Annotated in this window: 21 protein-coding genes; 15 read left to right on the top strand and 6 right to left on the bottom strand. The window is 60.2% G+C overall.

Annotation, left to right across the window (positions count from 1 at the left end; genetic code table 11):
• Nucleotides 1-49: 49 nt before the first annotated feature.
• Nucleotides 50-883, bottom strand: a complete 834-nt coding sequence (locus tag BMZ91_RS10875) for a prephenate dehydratase (protein WP_092838427.1) — start codon at nucleotides 881-883, stop codon at nucleotides 50-52.
• Between the two features lie 118 nt (nucleotides 884-1,001).
• Here BMZ91_RS10875 and BMZ91_RS10880 point away from each other — a divergent pair, with 118 nt between their 5' ends.
• The 5 genes from BMZ91_RS10880 to BMZ91_RS10900 all read left to right on the top strand — a co-directional run bounded on the left by BMZ91_RS10880 (nucleotide 1,002) and on the right by BMZ91_RS10900 (nucleotide 8,074).
• Nucleotides 1,002-2,018: a c-type cytochrome gene (locus tag BMZ91_RS10880; RefSeq protein WP_092838430.1), complete on the top strand. Its 1,017-nt coding sequence runs from the start codon at nucleotides 1,002-1,004 to the stop codon at nucleotides 2,016-2,018.
• Between the two features lie 174 nt (nucleotides 2,019-2,192).
• On the top strand, nucleotides 2,193-4,127 hold the full coding sequence (locus BMZ91_RS10885) for an extracellular solute-binding protein (protein WP_092838700.1): 1,935 nt from the start codon (nucleotides 2,193-2,195) through the stop codon (nucleotides 4,125-4,127).
• Between the two features lie 32 nt (nucleotides 4,128-4,159).
• Complete coding sequence (locus BMZ91_RS10890; RefSeq protein WP_092838433.1) at nucleotides 4,160-5,254, top strand: microcin C ABC transporter permease YejB; 1,095 nt, start codon at nucleotides 4,160-4,162, stop codon at nucleotides 5,252-5,254.
• A 127-nt stretch (nucleotides 5,255-5,381) separates the two neighbouring features.
• Nucleotides 5,382-6,488, top strand: a complete 1,107-nt coding sequence (locus BMZ91_RS10895) for an ABC transporter permease (RefSeq protein WP_092838436.1) — start codon at nucleotides 5,382-5,384, stop codon at nucleotides 6,486-6,488.
• The gene (locus tag BMZ91_RS10900; protein WP_092838439.1) at nucleotides 6,485-8,074 is read left to right on the top strand and encodes an ABC transporter ATP-binding protein; all 1,590 of its coding nucleotides are present in this window, start codon (nucleotides 6,485-6,487) and stop codon (nucleotides 8,072-8,074) included. The genes BMZ91_RS10895 and BMZ91_RS10900 overlap by 4 nt, the downstream gene beginning before the upstream one ends.
• Nucleotides 8,075-8,163: 89 nt before the next feature.
• On the opposite strand, the gene hemN is transcribed toward BMZ91_RS10900, so the two are convergent.
• Nucleotides 8,164-9,519, bottom strand: a complete 1,356-nt coding sequence (gene hemN, locus BMZ91_RS10905; RefSeq protein WP_092838442.1) for an oxygen-independent coproporphyrinogen III oxidase — start codon at nucleotides 9,517-9,519, stop codon at nucleotides 8,164-8,166.
• A gap of 70 nt (nucleotides 9,520-9,589) precedes the next feature.
• Here hemN and fnrL point away from each other — a divergent pair, with 70 nt between their 5' ends.
• The gene (fnrL, locus tag BMZ91_RS10910) at nucleotides 9,590-10,336 is read left to right on the top strand and encodes a transcriptional regulator FnrL (protein WP_092838445.1); all 747 of its coding nucleotides are present in this window, start codon (nucleotides 9,590-9,592) and stop codon (nucleotides 10,334-10,336) included.
• Nucleotides 10,337-10,385: 49 nt separating this feature from the next.
• On the opposite strand, the gene BMZ91_RS10915 is transcribed toward fnrL, so the two are convergent.
• Entirely contained in the window at nucleotides 10,386-11,225 is an 840-nt protein-coding gene (locus BMZ91_RS10915; RefSeq protein ID WP_092838448.1) for a universal stress protein, read from the bottom strand.
• Nucleotides 11,226-11,430: 205 nt separating this feature from the next.
• Between BMZ91_RS10915 and ccoN the strand changes: the two genes are divergently transcribed.
• From ccoN to ccoP, 4 genes are read left to right on the top strand one after another with little or no spacing between them, the layout of a single operon-like run.
• A complete protein-coding gene (gene ccoN, locus BMZ91_RS10920; RefSeq protein WP_092838451.1) occupies nucleotides 11,431-13,035 on the top strand; it encodes a cytochrome-c oxidase, cbb3-type subunit I in 1,605 nt (534 codons plus the stop codon).
• Between the two features lie 14 nt (nucleotides 13,036-13,049).
• Nucleotides 13,050-13,775, top strand: coding sequence for a cytochrome-c oxidase, cbb3-type subunit II (gene ccoO / locus BMZ91_RS10925; protein ID WP_092838454.1), 726 nt, complete (start codon nucleotides 13,050-13,052; stop codon nucleotides 13,773-13,775).
• A 15-nt stretch (nucleotides 13,776-13,790) separates the two neighbouring features.
• Nucleotides 13,791-13,985, top strand: a complete 195-nt coding sequence (locus tag BMZ91_RS10930) for a cbb3-type cytochrome c oxidase subunit 3 (protein ID WP_092838457.1) — start codon at nucleotides 13,791-13,793, stop codon at nucleotides 13,983-13,985.
• 5 nt (nucleotides 13,986-13,990) lie between these two features.
• Nucleotides 13,991-14,854 (top strand): cytochrome-c oxidase, cbb3-type subunit III, encoded by an 864-nt coding sequence (ccoP, locus tag BMZ91_RS10935; protein ID WP_092838460.1) that lies wholly within the window; start codon nucleotides 13,991-13,993, stop codon nucleotides 14,852-14,854.
• Between the two features lie 247 nt (nucleotides 14,855-15,101).
• On the opposite strand, the gene BMZ91_RS21440 is transcribed toward ccoP, so the two are convergent.
• Nucleotides 15,102-15,269 (bottom strand): hypothetical protein, encoded by a 168-nt coding sequence (locus BMZ91_RS21440; RefSeq protein ID WP_177193845.1) that lies wholly within the window; start codon nucleotides 15,267-15,269, stop codon nucleotides 15,102-15,104.
• Between the two features lie 102 nt (nucleotides 15,270-15,371).
• Between BMZ91_RS21440 and BMZ91_RS10940 the strand changes: the two genes are divergently transcribed.
• From BMZ91_RS10940 to ccoS, 5 genes are all read left to right on the top strand, one after another.
• Complete coding sequence (locus BMZ91_RS10940) at nucleotides 15,372-16,256, top strand: LysR family transcriptional regulator (RefSeq protein ID WP_092838703.1); 885 nt, start codon at nucleotides 15,372-15,374, stop codon at nucleotides 16,254-16,256.
• 96 nt (nucleotides 16,257-16,352) lie between these two features.
• Nucleotides 16,353-17,789, top strand: coding sequence for a cytochrome c oxidase accessory protein CcoG (gene ccoG, locus BMZ91_RS10945; protein ID WP_092838463.1), 1,437 nt, complete (start codon nucleotides 16,353-16,355; stop codon nucleotides 17,787-17,789).
• A complete protein-coding gene (locus BMZ91_RS10950; RefSeq protein WP_177193846.1) occupies nucleotides 17,789-18,244 on the top strand; it encodes a FixH family protein in 456 nt (151 codons plus the stop codon). The genes ccoG and BMZ91_RS10950 overlap by 1 nt, the downstream gene beginning before the upstream one ends.
• 6 nt (nucleotides 18,245-18,250) lie before the next feature.
• Complete coding sequence (locus BMZ91_RS10955) at nucleotides 18,251-20,434, top strand: heavy metal translocating P-type ATPase (RefSeq protein WP_092838469.1); 2,184 nt, start codon at nucleotides 18,251-18,253, stop codon at nucleotides 20,432-20,434.
• Between the two features lie 5 nt (nucleotides 20,435-20,439).
• Nucleotides 20,440-20,598 carry a cbb3-type cytochrome oxidase assembly protein CcoS gene (ccoS, locus tag BMZ91_RS10960; RefSeq protein WP_092838472.1) on the top strand — a complete coding sequence of 53 codons (159 nt, stop codon included), beginning with the start codon at nucleotides 20,440-20,442 and terminating at the stop codon, nucleotides 20,596-20,598.
• A gap of 94 nt (nucleotides 20,599-20,692) precedes the next feature.
• On the opposite strand, the gene BMZ91_RS10965 is transcribed toward ccoS, so the two are convergent.
• Both BMZ91_RS10965 and BMZ91_RS10970 read right to left on the bottom strand, forming a co-directional pair.
• Entirely contained in the window at nucleotides 20,693-21,841 is a 1,149-nt protein-coding gene (locus BMZ91_RS10965; protein ID WP_425441563.1) for an HPP family protein, read from the bottom strand.
• A gap of 224 nt (nucleotides 21,842-22,065) precedes the next feature.
• Entirely contained in the window at nucleotides 22,066-23,538 is a 1,473-nt protein-coding gene (locus BMZ91_RS10970; RefSeq protein WP_092838474.1) for a D-alanyl-D-alanine carboxypeptidase family protein, read from the bottom strand.
• Nucleotides 23,539-23,661 lie beyond the last annotated feature (123 nt).

The raw sequence follows: 23,661 nt of genomic DNA on the forward strand, positions 1-23,661 counted from the left end.
GCACGACGCTTCGTATTGGAAACCGCGCCCACCCAACACCTTCTCCGCCCTAATGGCGGCGGGGGTCGGCGGGGTAGACGCCCAGGATTGTGATGTCGGAGGTGAAATAATCCAGCTCATCAAGCGCACGGGCGACTTCGGGGTCGTCGGGGTGGCCTTCGATATCGGCATAAAACTGTGTCGCGGTGAACGAGCCGCCGACCATATAGCTTTCAAGCTTGGTCATGTTGACGCCATTGGTGGCAAACCCGCCCATCGCCTTGTACAGCGCCGCCGGGATGTTGCGGACCTGAAAGACGAATGTGGTCATCATCCCGTCCCCGCCGCGGCGGGCAAAATCGGGCTCGCGCGCCATGACCAGAAAGCGGGTGGTGTTGTTGCCCTGATCCTCGATCCCTTCGGCCAGCACATCCAGCCCATAGATTTCGCCGGCCAGGGCGCTGGCAAGGGCGGCCATTTCGGGCTGTCCGGCCTCGGCCACGTCGCGGGCAGAGCCGGCCGTATCGGCGCCGGTCACACGGTGGATGCCATGGCGTTCAAGAAATGCGCGGCACTGGCCCAGAAGCATGGTGTGGCTCATAGCGCTTTCAACCTGATCAAGGCGCACGCCGGGCAGGGCCAAAAGGCTTATCTCAATGCGCACGAAGGCCTCGGCGATGATGTGCAGCCCCGAATCAGGCAACAGGTGATGAATGTCAGCAACCCGCCCGAAGGTTGAATTATCGACCGGCAGCATCGCCAAATCGGCCTCGCCATCGCGCACGGCGGCAATCGCGTCTTCAAACGTCCGGCAGGGTAATGGGTCAAGCTCTGGATAGGTTTCACGGCAGGCCTGATGCGAGTAGGCGCCAAGCTCTCCTTGAAAGGCAATGCGCTTGTTCATGAACAATTTCCGTATTTTTGGCCCTTTCGGGCGTTTGGTCGCGGAAACTACACCTTGCGTCCGCATAGGGGAAGCGGATAGATACGCCGGCAAAGAGAGTTTAAATGGAAACGGGCCTATGTTCGACACAATGACACTTACCAAGACCGTTGGCGCGCTTTGCGGGGCCCTTCTTATCTTTCTGATGGGGAACTGGGCCGCAGAGACAATTTACTCTATGGGCGGCGGTCATGGCGATGAGCACGCGCAAGGGTATATGATTGAGACCGGCGCCGAAGATGATGGCGAGGCCTCTGCGGCGGATGAAGGCCCGACCTTCGGCGAGCTGCTGTTGGCGGCGGATGCCGGCAAGGGCGAAAAGGTCTTTGGCAAATGCAAGGCCTGTCACAAGCTTGAAAAAGGTGAGAACGCCACTGGCCCCTATCTTTACGATGTGGTCGGGCGTCCTGTGGATGCCGCCGAGGGCTTTGGCTATTCCGGCGCGCTGGAAGCGGTGGCCGAGGTCTGGACGCCGAAGAATCTCTATGACTTCCTTGAAAATCCCAAAGGCTATGCGCCGGGCACCACCATGGGCTTTGCCGGTTTGAAAAAACCTAAAGACCGGGTGAACCTGATCGCCTATCTTGATGAGGTGGACGGAGTCAAATACGTAGACCCGAATGCTGGCGCTGCCGAGCCTGCCGCTGAGGAGGCCGCAGCCGAGCCCGCCGTTGAGGAGGCCGCAGCCGAGCCCGCCGCTGAGGAAGCTGCTGCCGAGCCTGCCGCCGAGGAAGCCGCAGCCGAACCTTCCGCTGAGGAAGGCGCTGACTTTGCCGCAATGGTTGCCGCCGCTGATATCGACGCCGGTAAGAAAGTCTTCCGTAAATGCGGCGCCTGTCACAAGGTCGAAGAGGGCAAGAATGGCGCCGGGCCGAGCCTTTACGGTGTGGTTGGTCGCGATATCGCCAGTGTCGATGGCTTCAAATATTCCGACGCCCTGACCGGCCTTGAAGGCGAATGGACCCTTGATAAGCTAAGTGCCTGGCTTCAGAATCCGCGTGACTTTGCCGCTGGTAACCGAATGGGCTTTCCAGGTCTGAAAGACGAAGAGGACCGCGCCAACGTGATCGGCTATCTACAAAGCGTTGCAAACTAAGCCGCGCAGCTTCGCATCAAGGCCGCTGCCCGTTCGGGGCGGCGGCCTTTTTCATGGGCTCACCCGGATTTGCGGAGGCTTTGGACCGACAGTGCTTGAACAAGGCGCGGCGCCCTCTTAGCTTGCCTTAAAGAAAAGAAGCGCCAGGTACGGGTGCGGCAGGAGGAAAATGATATGACCGGATACCACGCCCCGGCCAAAGCCCGGGTTCCCCAGAATTTTGCACGCTTACGCATCATCGCTGCCGTGATCGGTCTTTCGATAGCCGCGCTTCTGGCACAGGGCGCGCAGGCGCAGGACAGGGTGATCACCTCGCATGGCTATTCCTATTTCGGCGATCTGAAATACCCTGCCGATTATCCGCATTTCGACTATGTGAACCCCGAGGCGCCCAAGGGCGGTGAAATCTCGCTTTATGCGCCGGGCACGTTTGATTCGATGAACCCCTATTCGCGCAAGGGCCGCGCCGGGCGGTTGTCCTGGATGGTCTACGAGAGCCTGCTTGGCGCCTCCGAGGCAAGCGGCGAGCCGCTTCCGGGCGATAGCTATAGCGAATCCTACGGGCTTCTGGCCGAGAGCCTTGAATATGACGAGGGCAAGACTTGGGTGATTTTCACCCTGCGCCCCGAGGCGCGGTTTGCCGATGGCACGCCGGTGACGGCGCATGACGTGGTGTTCTCGCATAACCTGTTTCTGGAACAGGGCCTTAAATCCTATGCCGATGCGGTCAAGCGCCGGGTGCTGAGCGCCGAGGCGCTTGATGATCATCGGGTCAAGTTCACCTTTGCCGAAGGTATCTCGCGCCGCTCGCTGATTGATCAGGTTGGCGGCACCCCGGTGTTCCCCAAGGCCTGGTACGAGAAAACCGGCGCCCGGCTTGACGAACCGCGCCTTGATGCCGCCCCCGGTTCGGGACCCTACCAGATGGCAAGCTATGATGTGAACCGCAACATCGTCTATCAACGCAACCCCGACTATTGGGGCCGCGATCTTGCGATCAACAAGGGGCGGCATAATTTCGATACCATTCGGATCGAGTATTTCGCCGATGACAATGCCGCCTTCGAGGCCTTCAAGGCCGGTATTTATACCTTCCGCCCCGAAGGCAATTCGAAAACCTGGGCCACGGGGTATGATTTTCCGGCGGTTCAAAAGGGCTATGTGGTCAAGGCAGAGCTTCCCGATGGCTTGCCACCGACGCCCTCGGGGTTCGTGTTCAACCTGGGCCGCGAGGTGCTTCAGGATATCCGCGTGCGCCAGGCAATCGCGCTTGCGTTCAACTTTGAGTGGACCAATGAATCTCTGCAATATGGTCTGTTCAAACAGCGCCACTCCTTTGTGCAGGACACCCCGCTTGAGGCCACTGGCCTGCCTGAGGGGGCCGAGCTTGAGCTTTTGAAATCGCTTGGCGATGTCGTGCCCGAGGGCATGCTGAGCACCCCGGCGGTCAGGGCGCATAGCTCCAAGGGGGGGCGCCTGAATGACCGGACCAACCTGCGCCGCGCGATGAAACTTTTGGACGAGGCCGGCTGGGCAGTGGGCGATGATGGCACGCGCCGCAACGCCGAGGGCGAGGTTCTCAAGATCGAAATTCCGATCTCCGCCTCTGGCTCGGCGACGATGTCGGCGGTGGTGGAAAGCTTTGTCAGCAATCTTGAACTGATGGGGATCGACGCGCGGTTTGATAAGATCGACGCCGCGCAATACACTCAACGCAGCCGGGATCGCGACTATGACCTGATCTTTGACAGCTATACCTCGTTTCTTGAGGCGGGCACCGGCCTGCATCAGCGTTACGGCAGCAAAGAGGCCGCGTTCAGCCTGTTCAACCCGGCCGGCCTTGCCAGCCCGATGGTCGATGCGATTATCGACGCCGCCCTTGAATCGGATTCGACCGAGGCCCAGAACGTCGCCCTCACCGCGCTTGACCGGGCGCTGCGGTACGAGTTTTTCATGATCCCGACCTGGTATCTTGATCAGAACTGGGTCGCCTATTGGGATATGTATGACCACCCCGACCCGTTGCCGCCCTATGCGACCGGGGTTCTCGATTTCTGGTGGTACAATGCCGACAAGGCCAAGGCGTTGAAGGACGCGGGCGCGCTGTGATCCGACGCGCCATGCCAATAGGATCTGTGTAAATGGGCGCCTATATCCTGCGGCGTCTGCTTTTGATCATTCCGACGCTGTTGGGGATCATGATCATCAACTTTGCCCTCGTGCAATTCGTGCCCGGCGGCCCGGTTGAGCAGATGATTGCCAATATGCAAGGCCAGGGCAACGTCTTCGAGAGCTTTTCCGGATCCGGCAGCGATACCGGTCAGGAACTGACCGGAAGCGCGGGCGGCAATGAGCAATACCTTGGCGCGCGCGGTCTTCCGCCCGAGTTGATCAAGGAACTGGAAGAGCAATTCGGCCTTGATAAACCGCCCGTGGAGCGGTTTTTCAACATGATGTGGAATTACATGCGGCTTGATTTCGGCGAGAGTTACTTCCGAAAAATCGAGGTGCTTGATCTGGTGCTTGAAAAGATGCCGGTGAGTATCACGCTGGGGCTTTGGTCAACGGTGATTGCCTATCTGGTCTCGATCCCGCTTGGCATTCGCAAGGCTGTGGGCGATGGCAACCGCTTTGACACATGGACCAGCGCGGTGATCATCGTCGCCTATGCGATCCCGGCGTTTCTGTTTGCCATCATGCTATTGGTGCTGTTCGCGGGTGGCAGTTACTGGCAGCTGTTTCCGCTGCGCGGGCTGACATCGGACAATTTCGATCAGCTCTCGCTGGTGGGCAAGGCGATGGATTATCTGTGGCACATCGCCCTTCCGGTGTTGGCCTCGACCATATCGGCCTTTGCGACGCTGACATTGCTTACCAAGAACAGCTTTCTGGATGAGATCAAAAAGCATTACGTGATGACCGCGCGCGCCAAGGGGCTAAGCGAGAGCCGCGTGCTATATGGCCATGTGTTTCGCAATGCGATGCTGATCGTGATCGCGGGCTTTCCGGCGGTGTTCATCGGGGTGTTTTTTGGCGGGTCGGTTCTGATCGAGACGATCTTTAGCCTTGATGGGCTTGGTCGACTTGGGTTCGAGGCTGCGGTGGGGCGCGATTATCCGGTGATGTTCGGCACACTGTTCCTGTTTGGTCTGATCGGGTTGCTGGTCGGTATCCTGTCGGACCTGATGTATGTGCTGGTCGATCCGCGGATTGATTTTGAAAAGCGGGAAGGGTGAGACGTATGAGAAACGACGCTTGCACCGCAAGGACAGGTTTGGAGTGGGGGCGCTGCCCCCCAAGAAAATTCGTCGAATTTTCTTGTCCCCCGGAGTGTTTCTGGAAAGATGAAAGAGGGGCCTGGTGATGGCCCTCTCGCCGCTCAATCAACGCCGCTGGCGCAATTTCAGGCGCAACCGGCGGGCCTATTGGTCGTTGTTTCTGTTTGTGATCGTGTTCGGCATTTCGCTCTTTGCCGAGTTTGTCGCCAACGACAAGCCGATCCTGGTTCAGTATCGGGGCGAGCTTTATATGCCGGTGTTTCGGTTTTATCCCGAAACCGCCTTTGGCGGGGATTTCGAAACCGAGGCGATTTATCGCGATCCCGAGGTCAAGTGCCTGATCGCAAGCGGCGGGTTGGATATCTGTTTCGACGATCCCGAGGGCGTGATCGCCGATGCCGCCGACGGCGTTGTCGAGGGCGACGCGATCGAGGCCGGCTGGGCGATCTGGCCGCCTATTCCCTATAGCTATGACACCACCGTTGATCGGCCCGGCGCCGCGCCGCTGCCGCCCAATGCGCAGAACCTGTTGGGGACCGATGATACCAAGCGCGATGTGCTGGCGCGGGTGATTTACGGGTTCCGTCTGTCGGTGTTGTTCACGCTGATCGTGACCGCGCTTTCCTCGGTGATCGGAATCTTTGCCGGCGCGGTACAGGGGTTTTTCGGCGGGCGTACCGATCTTATCTTTCAGCGGGTGATCGAGATATGGTCCTCCACCCCGCAGCTTTACGTGATCATCATCCTGTTCGCGATTCTGCCGCGCAGTTTCTGGCTTTTGGTGTTCATCACCGTGCTGTTTGGCTGGATGGGTCTTGTGGGGGTGGTCCGGGCCGAGTTTCTGCGGGCGCGCAACCTTGAATATGTGCGCGCCGCCAAGGCATTGGGCGTGAGTAACCTGACGATCATGTTCCGTCATATGTTGCCCAATGCGATGGTGGCGACGCTGACCATGCTGCCGTTCGTGATCACCGGCACGATTTCCTTGCTGGCGGGGCTGGATTTCCTGGGCTTTGGCCTGCCGTCCTCGTCGCCAAGCCTGGGCGAATTGACGCTTCAGGCCAAGCAGAACCTTCAGGCGCCCTGGCTTGCCTTTACGGCCTTTTTCGCCTTTGCCATCATGCTGTCGCTTCTGGTGTTCATCTTTGAGGGCGTGCGCGATGCGTTTGATCCCAGAAAGACATTTCAATGAGCCTTTTGACGGTCAAGGACCTGCGGGTAAGTTTCCGCCAGGACGGGCAATTGATCGAGGCGGTCAAGGGCGTGTCGTTCAGCCTTGATCCCGGCGAGACGGTGGCCATCGTCGGCGAAAGCGGGTCTGGCAAATCGGTGACGGCGCTGAGCACCGTGTCACTGCTTGGTGGCTCGGCCGAGGTTTCGGGAAGTGTCACCTATGACGGGCAAGAGATGATCGGCGCCGATGACAGGCGGCTGCGGCAGGTGCGCGGCAACGACATCAGCTTTATCTTTCAGGAGCCTATGACATCGCTCAATCCGCTACACACGCTTGAGCGGCAAATTCGCGAAAGTCTTGAACTGCATCAGGGGCTGACCGGCGACACCGCGCGCAGGCGCATCATCGAGCTTTTGCAGAGGGTCGGCATCCGCGACGCCGAAAGCCGCCTTGGCGCCTATCCGCATCAATTGTCGGGTGGACAGCGCCAGCGGGTGATGATCGCCATGGCCCTGGCCAACAAGCCCGATATCCTGATCGCGGATGAACCGACGACGGCGCTTGATGTCACCATTCAGGCGCAGATTCTGGAACTGTTGGCAGAGCTCAAGCGCGAAGAGGGCATGGGCCTTTTGTTCATCACTCACGATCTGAGCATCGTGCAGCGGATCGCCGATCGGGTCTGCGTGATGAAGGATGGCGAGATTGTCGAAGAGGGGCCAACGGTCACTGTTTTTGCCGCGCCAAAGCATCCTTACACCCGCAAATTGCTGGGTGCGCGGGCGGTGGGGCATCCCGCCGCGGTGCCCGAAAATGCACCGGTGATGGTAAAGACCGAGGGGTTGCGCGTCTGGTTCCCGATCCAGAAGGGGTTTTTGAAGCGCACCGTGGGCCATGTGAAGGCGGTCAATGATGCCAATCTGACGGTGCGGGCCGGCGAGACGCTTGGCATTGTCGGCGAAAGCGGATCGGGCAAGACGACCTTGGCGTTGGCGATCATGCGGCTGATTGCGTCTGAGGGGAAGATTACCTTTGACGGCGGCGATGTGCATGGCTGGTCCACGCGCGAGTTGCGCCGCCGTCGCGCCGATATGCAGATTGTCTTTCAGGATCCGTTCGGAAGTCTGAGCCCGCGCATGACCTGTGAACAGATCATCGCCGAAGGCATGGGCGTGCACGGAAGCCCGGATGGCCGCCCAAGGCGCGTGCTGGTGGGCGAGGTGATGGAAGAGGTCGGCCTTAACCCGGCGACGATGGATCGTTATCCGCACGAGTTTTCCGGCGGCCAGAGACAGCGGATCGCGATTGCGCGGGCGATGATCCTGCGGCCCAAGCTTGTGGTGCTGGACGAGCCGACCTCGGCGCTTGATATGACCGTGCAGGTTCAGATCGTGAACCTGTTGCGCGATCTACAGGTGAAATACGGGCTGGCCTATCTGTTCATCAGCCACGACTTGAACGTGGTGCGCGCAATGAGCCATCGGGTTTTGGTGATGAAACAGGGCGACGTGATTGAAGAGGGCGAGGCAGAGGCGCTGTTTTCCGCGCCCAGGACCGACTATGCGCGCACGCTTTTGCAGGCCGCGCTTGACCTCAAGGCCTGAGGCATGCGCCTGACCCGACCCACGAGCATTGCGCAGGTGGTTCGCGGCCTGCCCACTTACGCCGGGATGGCGAGATTGATCGACGAGGCCTAGATCGCCGAACTGTGGCCCTCGGCGTTCATGGCATAGGCGTCGAGATGGCGCGCGATCATCCGGGTCAGCGGCCGGGCCGCCGGCGGAACAAACAGCCCGCCCTGATCGGTCTGAAGCAGACCGGGAAAGGCGTTGCTGATCTGATCAAGCATCTCTGAAAGGGCCGCAGGGGTGATGTCGAACGAGCCTGTGATCTCACTCGATTCAATCCGGAAATCGCACATCAGTGCCTCGATCATCCGCCCGCGCATCTTGTCATCTGCGCTGAAACGGTGGCCACGGGTGGTGGAAAAGCGGCCCTCGCGGATGGCGCCGGTATGGGCGCCGGTGGCGGGCGCATTTTGCGCATAGCCCTGCGGAAAGCGAGAGATCGACGACGCCCCGACACCGATCAGTACGTCAGAGGTGTCATCGGTATAGCCCTGAAAATTCCGCCGCAAGCGCCCGGCCTTTTGTGCGATGGCAAGCCCGTCATCGGGGGTGGCGAAATGGTCGATCCCGATTTCCGCGTAATTGTCCCAGAGAAACAGCTTGCGGGCGGTTTCAAACAGCACCAGCCGCTCTTGCGGGGAGGGCAGGGCATCCGAGGGGATCAATTGCTGGCGTTTGGCCATCCACGGCACATGGGCATAGCCATAAAGCGCCACCCGGTCAGGATTAAGCGACAGAAGCTTTTGCACGCTCTCGGTGATGCGCGTATTGGTCTGATGCGGCAGGCCATAAAGGATGTCGGCATTCAGGCTGGCGACGCCGCGGCTTCGGATGTCTTCGGCGGCTTGACGTGTGATGTCATAGCTTTGCAACCGACCGATGCTTTGCTGAATTTCCTCGTCGAAATCCTGTACCCCGATCGAGGCGCGGTTCATGCCAGCGGCGGCAAGCGCGTCAAGCCGGGGCCCGTCTATTTCATTCGGGTCGATCTCGACCGAAAACTCGGTTTTGTCAGTGAAGGGCGCAATCGCGCGAATCGCACCGGCCAATTCGTCGATCATACCGGGCGACAAGAGCGTCGGCGTGCCCCCGCCCCAGTGCAGGCGCGACAATCGGACGCCCTTGGGCAAAAGCTTGCCCAACATGACAAGTTCGGTCTTCAGCGTCTCAAGATAGGCGGCCACGGGCTTGTCGGTCTGGGTGCCCTGGGTGCGGCAGGCGCAGAACCAGCACAACCGCCTGCAAAACGGCACATGCACGTATAGCGATATCTCGCCGTTCTCCGGGATCGCCTTGATCCAACTGGAATAATCATCCGCGCCAACATCGCGATTGAAGTGCGGTGCTGTCGGATAGCTTGTATAGCGCGGCACTTTGGCATCAAAGAGACCCAGCTTGCCTAGTTGAGTTTTCGTATCCATACGGCTAGGGTTAGGCGTCGTGTTCGAGAAAGACATTGACCCAGATCAAACCACAAAAAAGTGATTGTCCATGCTGCTCAATGAACCGACACTGACCACCCGCCAATGCGGCGATTGCCCGATCCGCCACCGGGCGGTGTGCGCGCGGTGTGAAACGGATGAGTTGGATCGTCTGGATCAGATCAAGTATTATCGCAACTATGAGGCCGGTCAAACCGTGATCTGGTCCGGCGACAGGATGGATTTCGTCGGCTCGGTCGTGTCGGGCATCGCCACACTGACCCAGACGATGGAAGACGGGCGCACCCAGATGGTGGGGCTGTTGTTGCCAAGCGATTTCGTGGGTCGCCCCGGTCGCGACAACGCGGCCTATGACGTAGTGGCCGTGACCGACATGGTGATGTGCTGTTTTCGCAAGAAACCGTTCGAGACAATGATGACCGAGACGCCGCATATCGCGCAGCGTCTGCTTGAGATGACATTGGACGAACTCGATGCCGCGCGCGAATGGATGCTTGTGCTGGGCCGCAAGACCGCGCGTGAAAAGATCGCCTCGCTTCTGGCGATCATCGCGCGGCGCGATGCCTCGCTGAACCTGGCCGGGGTCAAGGGACCGTTGACCTTTGAACTGCCGCTGACCCGCGAGGCGATGGCCGATTATCTCGGCCTGACGCTTGAAACGGTCAGCCGCCAGGTCTCGGCATTGAAAAAGGACGGGGTGATCACGCTTGAAGGCAAGCGCCGGGTCACGATCCACGATTTCAACCGTCTTCTGGATGAGGCGGGCGACGATAGCGACGGTGGCATGCCCGTCTGAACGCACGATGCGGGCGGCGGTGGGTCACAAGACCGCCACCCGAACCGGATCAATGTGCCATGAACACCGGGACCTTGCTCTGTTCGAGCATATAGCGGGTGGCGCCGCCAAAGATGGCCTCGCGGAACCGCGAATGCCCATAGGCGCCCATCACGACCAGGTCGGCATTCATGTCACCGGCGTGACGCAACAGCACATCCGACACCCGTGGCAGGGTCTTGGACAGAACATCAACCTCGACGGTGACACCATGGCGGGCCAGATATTGCGATAACAGACCGCCGGGGTCAGAGCGGTTTGGCCCATGGGTCGGCGGGTCGATGATTGCCACATGCACTACATCCGCCTCGGCCAGCAGGGGCAGGGCGGCGCGCACGGCGCCCAGGGCCTCGCTGCTTTCGTTCCAGCCGATAAGGACGCGTTTGGGATGTGCGACCGGGGCGCCGCTCGCAGGGGCCACAAGAACCGGGGTGCGGCCATCAAACAGGGCGGCTTCGGTCACGGGTTCAAGTTCCGCGCCGCGTCCGTTGCCATAAGGCTGGGGCAGGATCACAAGATCAGAGAACCGGGCGCGCATCGCCACGTGGCGTCCAAGATCGGCAAGCTGCGCCACGCCGCCTTCGCAACTCCAGCGCAGCGCGGTGGTGCCCAGAACGTTGCGCACCTTGGCCTCGATCGCCTCGGCCTCTTGCTGGGCGCGGGCGATGGTTTCCTGAAGGACAATGGCGCTGGCACCGGCATAGTAATAGCCGGCCTGGCTGCGATCCACGCCAAGACAGAGCACATCAAGATGTGCGTCGTGAACCTCGGCCGCGGCAATGGCATGGGCCAGAGTTTCTTCGACCAGGGCTTCATCGGTCAAAACCGAAAACAGGGTATTGTAGGTCATTTTGCATTCCTTTGCTCGGGGTCGCACCTCAATTTAGCTTATGCATTGTGCGAACACCTCCGCTTTGATGCTAATCAATCAAAGGAATGAATGGGTTTGACACAGATCAAGGTATCGCTGTTGCGATGCTCGCATTACGACGTCAGTCTAAACGCGCCCGCGCGGGGCAGTTCGAATCGCGCGGATAAAGACGAAGGGACGCATTATGACGAACTATATCAAGCTGATCGTGCTTGGCCTGATCACGCTATTCGCGCTGATCGCGGCCAATTATGCGCGCGATCTGGCCTATCTGGTCAACGCGCTGACAGTGGCGCTTGTGGCCGCAGGCCTTTTTCTGTGGACGCTGCGCCAAACCGATGAACCGACACGGCATGTCGATCTGTCGGGGGAATACATGGATGGCGTCGTCCGGGCCGGGGTTGTTGCCACCGCCCTTTGGGGCGTTGTCGGCTTTCTGGCGGGCACGTTTATCGCTTTTCAGCTGGCCTTTCCGGGGCTCAACTTCGAGTGGGCGCAAGGATTTGCCAATTTCGGGCGCTTGCGCCCGCTGCATACCAGCGCGGTGATTTTCGCCTTTGGCGGCAACGCGTTGATTGCCACCTCTTTTTATGTCGTCCAGCGCACAAGTGCGGCGCGGCTCTGGGGCGGAAATCTGGCGTGGTTCGTGTTCTGGGGCTATCAGCTTATGATCGTGCTGGCCGCGACCGGTTATCTTCTGGGCGCCACGCAATCCAAGGAATACGCCGAGCCGGAATGGTACGTCGATCTATGGCTGACGGTTGTCTGGCTGGCTTATCTGGCGGTTTTCCTCGGTACCATCGTCAAGCGCAAAGAGCCACATATCTATGTGGCTAACTGGTTCTATCTGTCGTTCATCATCACCGTGGCGATGCTGCATGTCGTGAACAACCTCAGCATTCCGGTGTCGATCTTCGGGTCGAAATCGGTGCAGGTGTTCAGCGGCGTACAGGATGCCATGGTGCAATGGTGGTACGGCCACAACGCCGTGGGCTTTTTCCTGACCGCAGGTTTCCTCGGGATGATGTACTATTTTGTGCCGAAACAGGCCGAACGCCCGGTTTACAGCTATAAACTGTCGATCATCCACTTCTGGGCGCTGATCTTCATCTATATCTGGGCGGGACCGCACCATTTGCATTACACGGCTCTGCCCGATTGGGCGGCGACGCTTGGCATGGTGTTCTCGATCATTCTCTGGATGCCCTCATGGGGCGGGATGATCAACGGCCTGATGACGCTCTCTGGCGCCTGGGACAAGCTGCGCACCGATCCGGTGATCCGGATGATGGTGATCTCGATCGGGTTCTACGGCATGTCGACCTTTGAAGGGCCGATGATGTCGATCCGGGCGGTCAACTCTCTGTCGCATTACACCGACTGGACCATCGGGCACGTGCATTCCGGTGCTCTTGGCTGGAACGGGATGATCACCTTTGGCGCGCTCTACTTTCTTGTGCCGAAGCTGTGGAACCGTGAACGGCTTTATTCGCTCAGCCTTGTCAGCTGGCATTTCTGGCTCGCGACGATCGGCATCATTCTCTACGCCGCCTCGATGTGGGTGACGGGGATTATGGAAGGCCTGATGTGGCGCGAAGTCGATGCCAACGGTTTCCTTGTGAACTCGTTCGCGGACACTGTGGCGGCCAAGCTGCCGATGTATGTGGTGCGCGGTCTGGGTGGGGTCATGTTCCTCTCGGGTGCGATTATCATGTGCTATAACCTCTGGATGACTGTGAAACGTTCGCCGGCCGTTGAGGCCACGAACTCCACAGTTCCGGCTGAATAAGGAGGGCCGGAAAGATGGGAATTCTTGATAAACACGCAGTCCTGGAAAAGAACATCACGCTTTTGGCGGTGTTTGCCTTCCTCGTGGTCACCGTCGGGGGGATCGTTCAGATCGCCCCGCTGTTCTGGCTCGAAAACACCATCGAGGATGTCGAGGGCATGCGCCCCTATTCCCCGCTGGAGTTGACGGGTCGCGACATCTATGTGCGTGAAGGGTGTTATGTCTGTCACAGCCAGATGATCCGCCCGATGCGCGACGAGGTTGAGCGGTACGGCCACTATAGCCTTGCGGCGGAGTCGAAGTACGACCACCCGTTCCAGTGGGGGTCTAAACGCACCGGGCCGGATCTGGCCCGTGTGGGGGGGCGTTATTCGGACGAATGGCATGTCGATCACCTGCGTAACCCGCAATCGGTTGTGCCTGAATCGGTGATGCCGAAATACGGCTTTCTGGAAAACCGCATGATCGAACCCGAGCATGTTGGAGATCTTTTGGCGACGCATGCGCTTGTCGGGGTGCCATATTCCGATGAGATGATCGAAAACGCCAAGGCCGACTTCAAGGTTCAGGTCGATCCGTTTGGCGATACCGACGGGTTGCTGGAACGCTATCCCAATGCGCAAGTCCGTAACTTTGACGGGCAGGCCGGGATTTCCGAGGCTGACGCGCTGATCGCTTATCTGCAAATGCTGGGTACGCTGGTTGATTTCTCGACCTTCACGCCTGTGGCAAGCCGCTAGGAGAGGATGGACACAATGGAAACCTATTCTCTGCTGCGTGAATTTGCCGATAGCTGGATGCTGCTGGCGTTGTTCGCTTTCTTTGTTGGCATGGTGGTCTGGGTGTTCCGCCCCGGTGCCACGAAGAAATACGAGAACCCCTCGAACATCCCCTTCCGGCATGAAGACAAACCGGCATCCGACGGCGATGCCGACGCCAAGGAGGCGTGAGAAACATGGCAAAAAAACCCACAAAAAAGAAACCCGAGGTCGAAACAACCGGCCATGAATGGGACGGTATTCAGGAATATAACAACCCCCTGCCGCGGTGGTGGCTATGGACGTTATATGCCTGTATCGCCTGGGGCATTTGGTATGTGATCGCCTATCCGGCCTGGCCGATGATCGAGGGGGCCACATCCGGTTATAAGGGTTGGTCGACGCGGGCCAACATCGCGGTCGAACTGGCCGAAGCCGAGGCCGCCAATGCCGAGATCAACGCCAAGCTGGCCTCGGTCGAACTGGCCTCGGTTGCCGAAACCCCCGAGTTGCAGGCCTATGCCACATCGGCGGGCGCGGCGGTGTTCAAGACCTGGTGCGCCCAGTGTCACGGGTCCGGCGCGGCGGGGGCCAAAGGCTATCCCAACCTGCTGGACAATGATTGGCTTTGGGGCGGGGCGATTGAGGATATCCACACCACGATTTCTCATGGTATCCGCAACGAAGTTGACGACGATGCACGCTATTCGGAAATGCCCGCCTTTGGTGAGATTCTGGAGACCCCGCAGATTGATCAGGTTGCCAACTACGTGATGTCCCTGTCAGGCACGCCGCAGGACGCAAGTCTTGTCGCCGAAGGGGAGACGGTGTTCATGGACAACTGCGCGGCCTGTCACGGCGAGAATGCCCAAGGCGACATCTTTCAGGGGGCTCCGAACCTCGCGGATGCGATCTGGCTCTATGGCGGTGACTTTGCAACGATCAAGGAAACCGTCACCAATAGCCGCTATGGTGTGATGCCGCCGTGGAACACGCGCCTTTCCGAGGCCGAGGTGCGGGCGGTCGCGGTCTACGTCCATCAATTGGGCGGCGGCGAGTAAGCCAAAAAGAATACCCCGGGCCGCGTGTTGGCGCAGGCGGCCCGGGGTCGGCATCGGTCTTTCCGTCCTGTTCGCGCGTTTCCTGGAAGGGCCGGTGCCATTAAACTGCTGAAAGATCGGTTGCTGTCAATCCTCGGGCCCCAATGCGGGGCCTTTTTTGTGCATGCTGCGCGAGGCGGCCCGAGAAGGCGGATGAGCGGCCCATCGCCCGTTGCGCCAAGGCCAGCGGTCGGCCCTTGCGCGGCCCTCAGTCACGACGGCGGGCATGAAGATGCGCCTCGATCTCGGCCCCCGAACGCGCGTCAAAACGTTCCGCAGGCGGCCAATGCGCGCGCCCTGCACGGTGATGGCGCGCCTCGCTGTGCGGGCCAAGACGGGTGGCAGTTCTGAAAGTATTTGCGAAGATGCTGAACATTGTGTCGTCCTTTCCGGTGCTGTGTTTCTGCGTTCAATATGGACAATGCGGGCGTTTTGGGCGAGTCTGGAAAAAATCAGATATGTAAGGTAGTCTAACATGATTGATTGGCTTTCCCTGCCACCCCTGACCGCGTTGCGCGCGTTTTCGGCCCTGGCCGATACCGGCGCGACGGCGGCGGCGGGGGCGCGCCTGAACGTCAGCCATGCGGCGATAAGCCAGCAGGTCAAACAGCTTGAGACACATCTTGGTGTCGCTCTTGTCGATCGTTCGGGGCGCCACCTTGTGCTCACGGCAGAGGGGCAGCAGCTGGCCGATGCGCTTGGCCTTGGGTTTGGCGCAATCGCGCGCGCGGTCGAGGCGCTGACCGGCGCGGATGCCGACCGCCCCTTGCAGGTGTCGACGACGCCGGGCTTTGCCGCGCAATGGCTGATGCCCTGCCTGAGTGCCTTTCGAGAGGCCCACCCGCAGATCGACATCATGATTGACGCCACGCCCAACGTAGTCACGCTGGAGCCGGGCGGCATTGACGTCGCCCTGCGCTATGGCGCCGGTCATTGGCCGGGGCTTGAAGCAGAGTTGTTGTTTTGCTCACCGTTGGTGGCTGTCGCGGCCCCCAAACTGGTAGCGGGTATGCAGATCACCAGCCCGGCCGATCTTGTGCGTCTGCCCTGGCTTCAGGAAACCGGAACCACTGAATCAAGCGATTGGTTGCGCCAACGCGGGGTGACCGAGGCGCGCGCCGCGGGGCTGGTACAGGTGCCGGTCAATCTCTTGCTGGACGGGCTTCGCAATGGTCAGGGGGTGGCCCTGACAGTCCGCGAATGGGTCAGGCAGGATATCGCGGCGGGTCGGCTTGTGCTTTTGTTTGAGGACCCGGACGAAAGCGGATACTATATTGTCACCCGTCCGGGCGTGTTGCGCGCGCCGGCCAAAGCCTTTGCAAGTTGGTTGAAAAAACAGGCAAAACTGGTCCAGACCTGTTAATTGATCGATTCTAGATTCAGAATTTGATGCAGGTCAAGGTTGCCTCGGGGCCGGCCTGCGAAAAGACTGGAAATATCCCTAAGTCGGAGTGAGCCCGTGGCCGATTCTCAGCCAGATGCCCCCCAATCCCTCTATGCCGCACACGAGCCCATTTTCCCTCGCAGGGTCAGTGGCAAGTTTCGCAATCTGAAATGGGCGATCCTGATCGTCACGCTTGGCATTTACTATGTCACGCCTTGGATTCGCTGGGATCGCGGGCCAAGCCTTCCGGATCAGGCGGTGCTGATTGATCTGGCAAGTCGGCGGTTCTTTTTCTTCTGGATCGAAATCTGGCCGCATGAGTTCTATTTCATCGCCGGCCTTCTGGTGATGGCTGGTCTGGGCCTGTTTCTGTTCACCTCGGCGCTTGGTCGGGTGTGGTGTGGCTATGCCTGTCCGCAAACGGTCTGGACCGATCTTTTCATTCTGGTCGAGCGCTGGATCGAGGGCGACCGCAACGCGCGCCTGCGCCTGCACCGGCAAAAGAAATGGGATCTGCGCAAGGTGCGCCTCAGGTTGACCAAATGGCTGAGCTGGCTGTTGATCGGCCTCGCCACCGGCGGGGCCTGGGTGTTCTATTTCACCGATGCGCCGACGCTTCTGGTCGATCTGTTCACCCTCAACGCACACCCGGTTGCCTATACGACCGTCGCCGTCCTGACGGCGACGACGTTTTTCTTCGGCGGTATCGCGCGTGAACAGATCTGTATCTATGCCTGCCCCTGGCCGCGTATTCAGGCCGCGATGCTGGACGAAGACAGCCTTGTCGTTGGCTATCGCGAGTGGCGGGGCGAGCCGCGCAAGCATTCGCAAGAGGTTGCGGATGGCGCGCCGCAGGGCGATTGCATCGACTGCATGGCCTGCGTGAATGTCTGCCCGGTGGGGATTGATATCCGCGATGGCCAACAGCTTGAATGTATCACCTGCGCGCTTTGCATTGATGCCTGTGATGACATCATGGCCAAGATCGGCAAGCCGCGCGGCCTGATTGATTACATGGCACTGACCGATGAGGAAAACGAACGCGCGGGCAAGCCACCCAAGCCGATCCTCAAGCATATCCTGCGCCCGCGCACGATCATGTATACGGCCCTTTGGGCGCTTGTCGGCTTTGGTCTGGTGTTTGCGTTGTTTATCCGCTCGGATATTGACATGACGGTGGCGCCGGTGCGCAACCCGACCTATGTAATGTTGTCGGATGGCTCGATCCGCAACACCTATGAGGTGCGCCTGCGCAACAAACACGGTGAGGATCGGCGCTTTAACCTGACGGTCAGTGGTGATCCCGCGATCCGCCTTGCGCTTGAGGGCACGCCCTATTCGTCGGTGACGGTGCCTGCGGATTCGATGCGCTTGCAGCGGGTTTACCTCGTTGCCGCACCGGATGCCGAAGCCGCCAAGGTCGAGCGCAGCGAGGTGCGCCTGTGGATCGAGGACACGCTGAACGGTGATCGCGCCTATAAGGATACCGTTTTCAACGGAAGGGAAAACTGATGAGCGAGCGCAAGATAACCGGGCGGCAGGTGTTCCTTGGCTTTGCCGCCGCCTTTGGGGTGATCATCGGCGTCAATCTTGTGCTGGCCTATTCGGCGGTCACCACCTTTCCGGGGCTTGAGGTTAAAAATTCTTATGTCGCCAGCCAGGAATTCAACATTCGCAAAGCCGCGCAAGAGGGGCTTGGCTGGCATGTCGAGGCCGATCACGCCGATGGCCTGCTGTGGCTGCATATCACCGATGACGCGGGCAAGCCGGTTGAGGTAAATACGCTTGAGGCCACGGTTGGGCGCGCCACCCATGTGTTTGACGATCAAACCCCCGATTTCCGCTTTGACGGCAAGGCCTATTTCGCGCCCGTCACCCTTGGGGAGGGCAATTGGAATATCCGTATGCAAGCCACATCCGGGGATGGCACGCTTTTTCAACAGCGCGTTGTCCTGCACAAGGAATAACCGGCAATGACCGTCCCCATGCGTCCGTCGCCTTCGGCCTGTCCGGCCTGTGCCGCCGCCCCGGCGGCCGAGGCATTGGCCGAACGGGCGTTGAAGCCCGCGCAAATTGCGCTGTCCTTGCCGACGATTCATTGCTCGGCCTGCATCTCCAAGATCGAGCGTGGGCTGAACGCGCATCCCGGCGTGCGCGGGGCGCGGGTGAACCTGACGCTGAAACGCGCCAGCATTGATGCGGCGCCAGAGGTCAGCGCCGAAGAGTTGCGCACCCTGGTCGAGGGGCTTGGCTTTGAGGCACACGAGCTTGACGGGGCCTCGCTTGGCGCCACCGCGACGGGGCGCGCCGGACGTGATCTTTTGATGCGGCTGGCCGTGGCGGGTTTTGCCAGCATGAACGTGATGCTGCTTTCGGTTTCGGTCTGGTCGGGCGCCGAGGACGCCACGCGCGACATGTTCCACTGGATATCGGCGGCGATCACCCTTCCGGCGATTGCCTTTTCCGGTCAGCCGTTTTTCCGCAATGCCTGGGCGGCCCTGTCCAAGGGGCGGCTCAATATGGATGTGCCGATCACTCTGGCGATTGTGCTGGCGATTTTCACCTCGCTCTGGGAAACGGTTCTGTCGGGCGAGCATGCCTATTTTGACGCGGCACTTGCACTGACGTTTTTCCTGTTGGCCGGGCGGTATCTTGATCACCGCACCCGCGCGATTGCCCGCTCTGCCGCCGAAGAGCTTACGGCGCTTGAGGTGCCCCGCGCCACCCGTCTGCGCGACGGGGTCGAGGCGCAGGTGAACATTGCCGAATTGCGGCTTGGCGATCTGATCTTGGTGCGCCCCGGCGGGCGCATGCCGGTCGATGGCGAGATCGTTACCGGCACCTCGGAAATCGACCGATCCTTGCTGACCGGTGAAACCCTGCCGGTGTTCGCAGGCGAGGGGCAGGCGGTGTCGGCGGGCGAGGTCAACCTGACCGGGCCGCTGACCATTCGCGCCACGGCGGTAGGGGCGGATACATCGCTTCACCGGATGGCCGATCTTGTGGCAATCGCTGAATCAGGGCGCTCGCGTTATACCTCGCTGGCCGACAAGGCCGCCAAGCTTTATGCGCCCGGCGTGCATATCCTCTCGGCGCTTAGCTTTCTGGGCTGGTATCTTTACACATGGGACATGCGCACGGCGCTTAATATCGCGGCTGCGGTTCTGATCATCACCTGCCCCTGTGCGCTTGGGCTGGCGGTGCCGGCGGTGACGACAGCGGCCTCGGGGCGGCTGTTTAGACGGGGCATGCTGATCAAGCATGAAACCGCGCTTGAGCGGTTGGCGCAGGTCGATACCGTGGTGTTTGACAAGACCGGAACGCTGACCACCGGCACGCCGCAGCTGACCAACCTTGCGGCACTGCCGCGCAGGGCGGTGGAATGCGCGCTTGCGCTTGCGCAGGGCTCGTCGCACCCGTTGGCCCGTGCGATCACCACTGCGGCGCGCGACGGCGGATTTGCCGCCACTCAGCTAAGCGATGTAACCGAGGTGCCGGGCTATGGCACCCGCGGGCTCTGGAGCGGGCAAGAGGTGCGCCTTGGCCGCGCAAGCTGGACCGGGGCCACGCCGCTGGCCGACACGGCGAGTTTTCTCAAGGTCGGCGATCAGGCGCCGCTGGCCTTTATCTTTGCCGACCGGTTGCGCCCCGGTGCCGCCGAGGCGGTCGAGGCGCTCAAATCCAGCGGCAAGACCGTGATCCTCATGTCAGGCGATACCACCCCGGCGGTCGAGGCCTTGGCGCTGCGCCTTGGCATTCCGCACTGGGTGGCAGAGGCCCTGCCGGCCGATAAATCGGCCCGCATTCAGGCGCTGAGCGGTGAGGGCGCGCATGTGCTGATGGTCGGGGACGGGCTTAACGATACGGCGGCGCTTGCGGCGGCGCATGTGTCGATCTCGCCCGCCAGCGCGCTTGATGCCGCGCGGGTCGCCAGCGATATCGTGCTCTTGGGCAATGACCTAACACCGATTGCAGCGGCCTGTGATACGGCGCAATCGGCCACCCGGCGCATTCGCGAGAACTTTCGTATTGCCACGATTTATAATATGATTGCCGTGCCCTTGGCCGTGGCCGGGCTTGCGACGCCGCTTATCGCGGCGCTGGCGATGTCGCTTAGCTCGATCACGGTTTCGCTGAACGCTTTGAGACTGAGGTAGAGGCGATGAATATCCTGACCTATCTGATCCCGATCTCTCTGATTCTTGGCGCCGTGGGGCTTGTCGCCTTTATCTACACGGTCAAATCCAACCAATACGATGACCCCGAAGGCGACGCACGTCGCATCTTGAGCGACGACTACGACGACAAGCCGAAACAGTAGTGTAAATCCTGTGGCTTGTGCGGCGGGAATGCGGGGTGCGCTCAATAGGTGAACCCACCATTTTAATCCTTAGGACAAGATGGAGCGTTGTATGTTAGGCGCCGTTGCGCGCCGCGCTACGGGCGAGCGCGGCTATAAGATCTGTCCGAGTGACGATGCCGACGATTTTATTGTGCTCAAGGACGGGAACGGCATCGGTATCACCGTCGGCCATCATGGGTAGCAAGGCCCCGATGGGTGTGTGCGTTGTGGCGCGGGGGCCGGCGACGTTCATGATGTCGCCGGCCTTCACCGGCTTCTCCCAGTCTCTATTCAGAAGGCGGCGGATCGCGGCCACATAGCCCCGACCAAGACGTAGTGCGTCGGCCCGGGCCTGGCTGATGAGGTGCATTTGGAAGATGACGCCCAGAAACGTCATGTCAGGCCCCACGACGGGCAGCGATGCGAAACGATGCTGCCGGAACAGATCCGCGATCTCGCCTAATCGGGTCACTGGACTTATCGTGACAAGGTTGGAGGACATGATGTCCTGCGCGGTCAGTGGGCCGGAGAAATGCGCGGCGGCTTGCAATTCTGCCGCGCCGATCAGCCGGGCCAGATCCTCGACGCCAAGGTTGAACGATTGGCTATACCGTTCGAGGATACCTGTCAGCTCTTCTTCCGAAAGTCCCAGGCGTTCGGTCGGATTGCGGTCTTCAGTTCCGTGCTTGCTTGTGTCATCGAACTGCCGGAATGGATAGCGCCGCCCCGTGAGACGGGCGTAGACGGCTGCGATAAGTACGAGGGCTGTTGTCCCGACAGCAATAGGCGTAAGGGCGAACCAAAATCCCAAATGTGCGATGGCATCCGGGGACATGGCGGCAGTCATGGCAACGGCCCCGGCGGGGGGGTGGACCGCGCGGCACAAAATGGTCACGATGATCGTAATCCCAACCGCAAGCGCGATCCGCAAGGCAGGATCAGTTAAGAGCAGGCAAACGGCCACCCCCACGATGGCAGCAATGGTATTGCCGACAATCGCCGACCAAGGCTGTGCCAGAGGGCTGTTCGGAACGGCGAACAGTAGAACAGACGACGCCCCGAAAGGGGCGACAAGGTAGAGGCCCAGCTCCAGATCCACGTTTGGCGACAGCAGAAACAGGCCGGTCAACCCTAAACCGATTAGGGCGCCAATCCCCGCACGCATTGCCTCAAGGCTTGAAACGTGGGCAACGGCGGGGCCGAGTGATTTCAGGAAATGCAATTTTGCGCCTCTGTGCTGGATGCGCGCTAAATTTCATCAGTGTGCAAAGTATTCAAGCGCCTTATTATGCGGCGAACACGGTTGTGATGATGAGGCTTGTCGCGATTACTGCCCTCGCGGAGGTTGCCATTCGCGGCGCCCTGACGAATTGGCGGCGTGGACGCCAAGGAATCATTTGTAGCTTTGAGGATAGGCGACTGCCCTACTGCCATGCGCCCCGGATATCAGCCCGGCCCGATCATGAAGCAGGTGATCTTTTTCGCCTGCAACCGGCGACAGGCCAGATCGGCGCTTTCGCGGGTCAATCCCATGAAATTCGCATCAAAGCCGGTGGGGCGTTTGATGACCTTGCGCAGCGACCCGTCCAGCGTGCTCATCTCGCTCAGGGCGGTCTTCAACAGGATCTGGCGCGCCTTGTACTGGCTGGGATAGCGGCCCACGTTGATGCCCCAGTGGCGCCCGCCAGAGGTTGAAACGCGCATGACCACTTCCTGAATTGGGTCACCGGAGGGCGCACTTGCCAGAACGACATTTTCTGGACGCGGTTCGGGGCGTACATCTGCGGTGACCCTGGGGGCGGCGGTGGCAACGCTGCCTGCGGGGATAACCTCTGCCTCGGTCTCGGCTTTGGCAACCTGCTGAGCGGCCAGAAGTGCGCGTTCGATATCGTCTTTGACGGCAACGGCCACCGGGGCTTCGGGGGCCGGGCGCGACTGTGGGCGCAGGCTCTTGCGCACGGCGGCGGCACTGGTAAGGCGAATGGTCTTGGCGGCCAGGGCCGGACGATCCTGCCCTTCGGCGATCATCACCGGGGCGCCGTTGCCGATCTTGCCCATATAAGGCGGGCGTGCGGGGCGGTTCACTGCAACCCGGCTGGGCGATTTGCGAAAGCCGAGGTCCAGAAGCTCGGCCACCTTGGCATTGCGCGAGGCGGTCGATTGCCCGCCAAAGACGGTGGCAATGATCCGTTCACTGCCACGCTCGGCGCTTGCCACAAGGTTAAAGCCCGCCGCGCGGGTATAGCCGGTCTTGATCCCGTCCGCCCCGCGATAGCTTTTGAGCATGCGGCGGTTGGTATGATTGACCGAGCGCACCCCCGCATCGGCGGTGATGCGTGAGAACAGGTTGTAATATTGCGGATAGTCGTAAAACAGGCTGCGGCCCAGAACGGTCATGTCACGGGCAGTGGACAAATGCCCGCTTTCCGTAAGGCCATGGGCATTCTTGAAGGTGGTGCGGGTCATGCCAAGCGCCTTGGCGGTGCGGTTCATCCGGCGGGCAAATTGCGCCTCTGATCCCTCGATTGCCTCGCCAAGGGCAGTGGCCGCATCATTGGCCGACTTGACCGCCGCTGCACGCACGAGATAGCGAAGCGCGATTGTCTGACCGGCGCGCAGGCCAAGTTTGCTGGGCGGTTCACTTGCGGCATGGGCAGAAATGCGAACCTTGTCATCAAGGTCTATCTCGCCGTTCTGGACGGCCTCGAACACAATATAAAGCGTCATCATCTTGGTAAGAGAGGCCGGGTGAAGCCGGGCATCGGCGTTACGCGAATGAAGAACCTTGCCGCTGCGTGCATCCATCACCATTGCCGCATAGGGCGCCGCCACGGCGCTTAGCGGTACAACGACCAGCATCCAGATGGTTGCCAACACCAACAGACCCCAAAGGACCGGCTGCTTGCCCCGTGTTTTCATAGAACTGCTCTTTTCTGCCTCGCGCCGCCGATTTTTCGACTGGCCTTTATTTATGCGCTCAAGACTAGCACAGCTCTCTTTTCATTTAAAGCCTTCATTTATAATAGGTTTTTCGGCCTCCAT

The organism is Roseovarius lutimaris (assembly GCF_900115165.1).
Lineage (GTDB): Bacteria > Pseudomonadota > Alphaproteobacteria > Rhodobacterales > Rhodobacteraceae > Roseovarius > Roseovarius lutimaris.

Coding starts and splice junctions, on each gene's coding strand:
- BMZ91_RS10875 (WP_092838427.1), bottom strand. CDS start 883: ATGAACAAGCGCATTGCCTTTCAAGGAGAGCTTGGCGCCTACTCGCAT.
- BMZ91_RS10880 (WP_092838430.1), top strand. CDS start 1,002: ATGTTCGACACAATGACACTTACCAAGACCGTTGGCGCGCTTTGCGGG.
- BMZ91_RS10885 (WP_092838700.1), top strand. CDS start 2,193: ATGACCGGATACCACGCCCCGGCCAAAGCCCGGGTTCCCCAGAATTTT.
- BMZ91_RS10890 (WP_092838433.1), top strand. CDS start 4,160: ATGGGCGCCTATATCCTGCGGCGTCTGCTTTTGATCATTCCGACGCTG.
- BMZ91_RS10895 (WP_092838436.1), top strand. CDS start 5,382: ATGGCCCTCTCGCCGCTCAATCAACGCCGCTGGCGCAATTTCAGGCGC.
- BMZ91_RS10900 (WP_092838439.1), top strand. CDS start 6,485: ATGAGCCTTTTGACGGTCAAGGACCTGCGGGTAAGTTTCCGCCAGGAC.
- hemN (WP_092838442.1), bottom strand. CDS start 9,519: ATGGATACGAAAACTCAACTAGGCAAGCTGGGTCTCTTTGATGCCAAA.
- fnrL (WP_092838445.1), top strand. CDS start 9,590: ATGCTGCTCAATGAACCGACACTGACCACCCGCCAATGCGGCGATTGC.
- BMZ91_RS10915 (WP_092838448.1), bottom strand. CDS start 11,225: ATGACCTACAATACCCTGTTTTCGGTTTTGACCGATGAAGCCCTGGTC.
- ccoN (WP_092838451.1), top strand. CDS start 11,431: ATGACGAACTATATCAAGCTGATCGTGCTTGGCCTGATCACGCTATTC.
- ccoO (WP_092838454.1), top strand. CDS start 13,050: ATGGGAATTCTTGATAAACACGCAGTCCTGGAAAAGAACATCACGCTT.
- BMZ91_RS10930 (WP_092838457.1), top strand. CDS start 13,791: ATGGAAACCTATTCTCTGCTGCGTGAATTTGCCGATAGCTGGATGCTG.
- ccoP (WP_092838460.1), top strand. CDS start 13,991: ATGGCAAAAAAACCCACAAAAAAGAAACCCGAGGTCGAAACAACCGGC.
- BMZ91_RS21440 (WP_177193845.1), bottom strand. CDS start 15,269: ATGTTCAGCATCTTCGCAAATACTTTCAGAACTGCCACCCGTCTTGGC.
- BMZ91_RS10950 (WP_177193846.1), top strand. CDS start 17,789: ATGAGCGAGCGCAAGATAACCGGGCGGCAGGTGTTCCTTGGCTTTGCC.
- BMZ91_RS10955 (WP_092838469.1), top strand. CDS start 18,251: ATGACCGTCCCCATGCGTCCGTCGCCTTCGGCCTGTCCGGCCTGTGCC.
- ccoS (WP_092838472.1), top strand. CDS start 20,440: ATGAATATCCTGACCTATCTGATCCCGATCTCTCTGATTCTTGGCGCC.
- BMZ91_RS10970 (WP_092838474.1), bottom strand. CDS start 23,538: ATGAAAACACGGGGCAAGCAGCCGGTCCTTTGGGGTCTGTTGGTGTTG.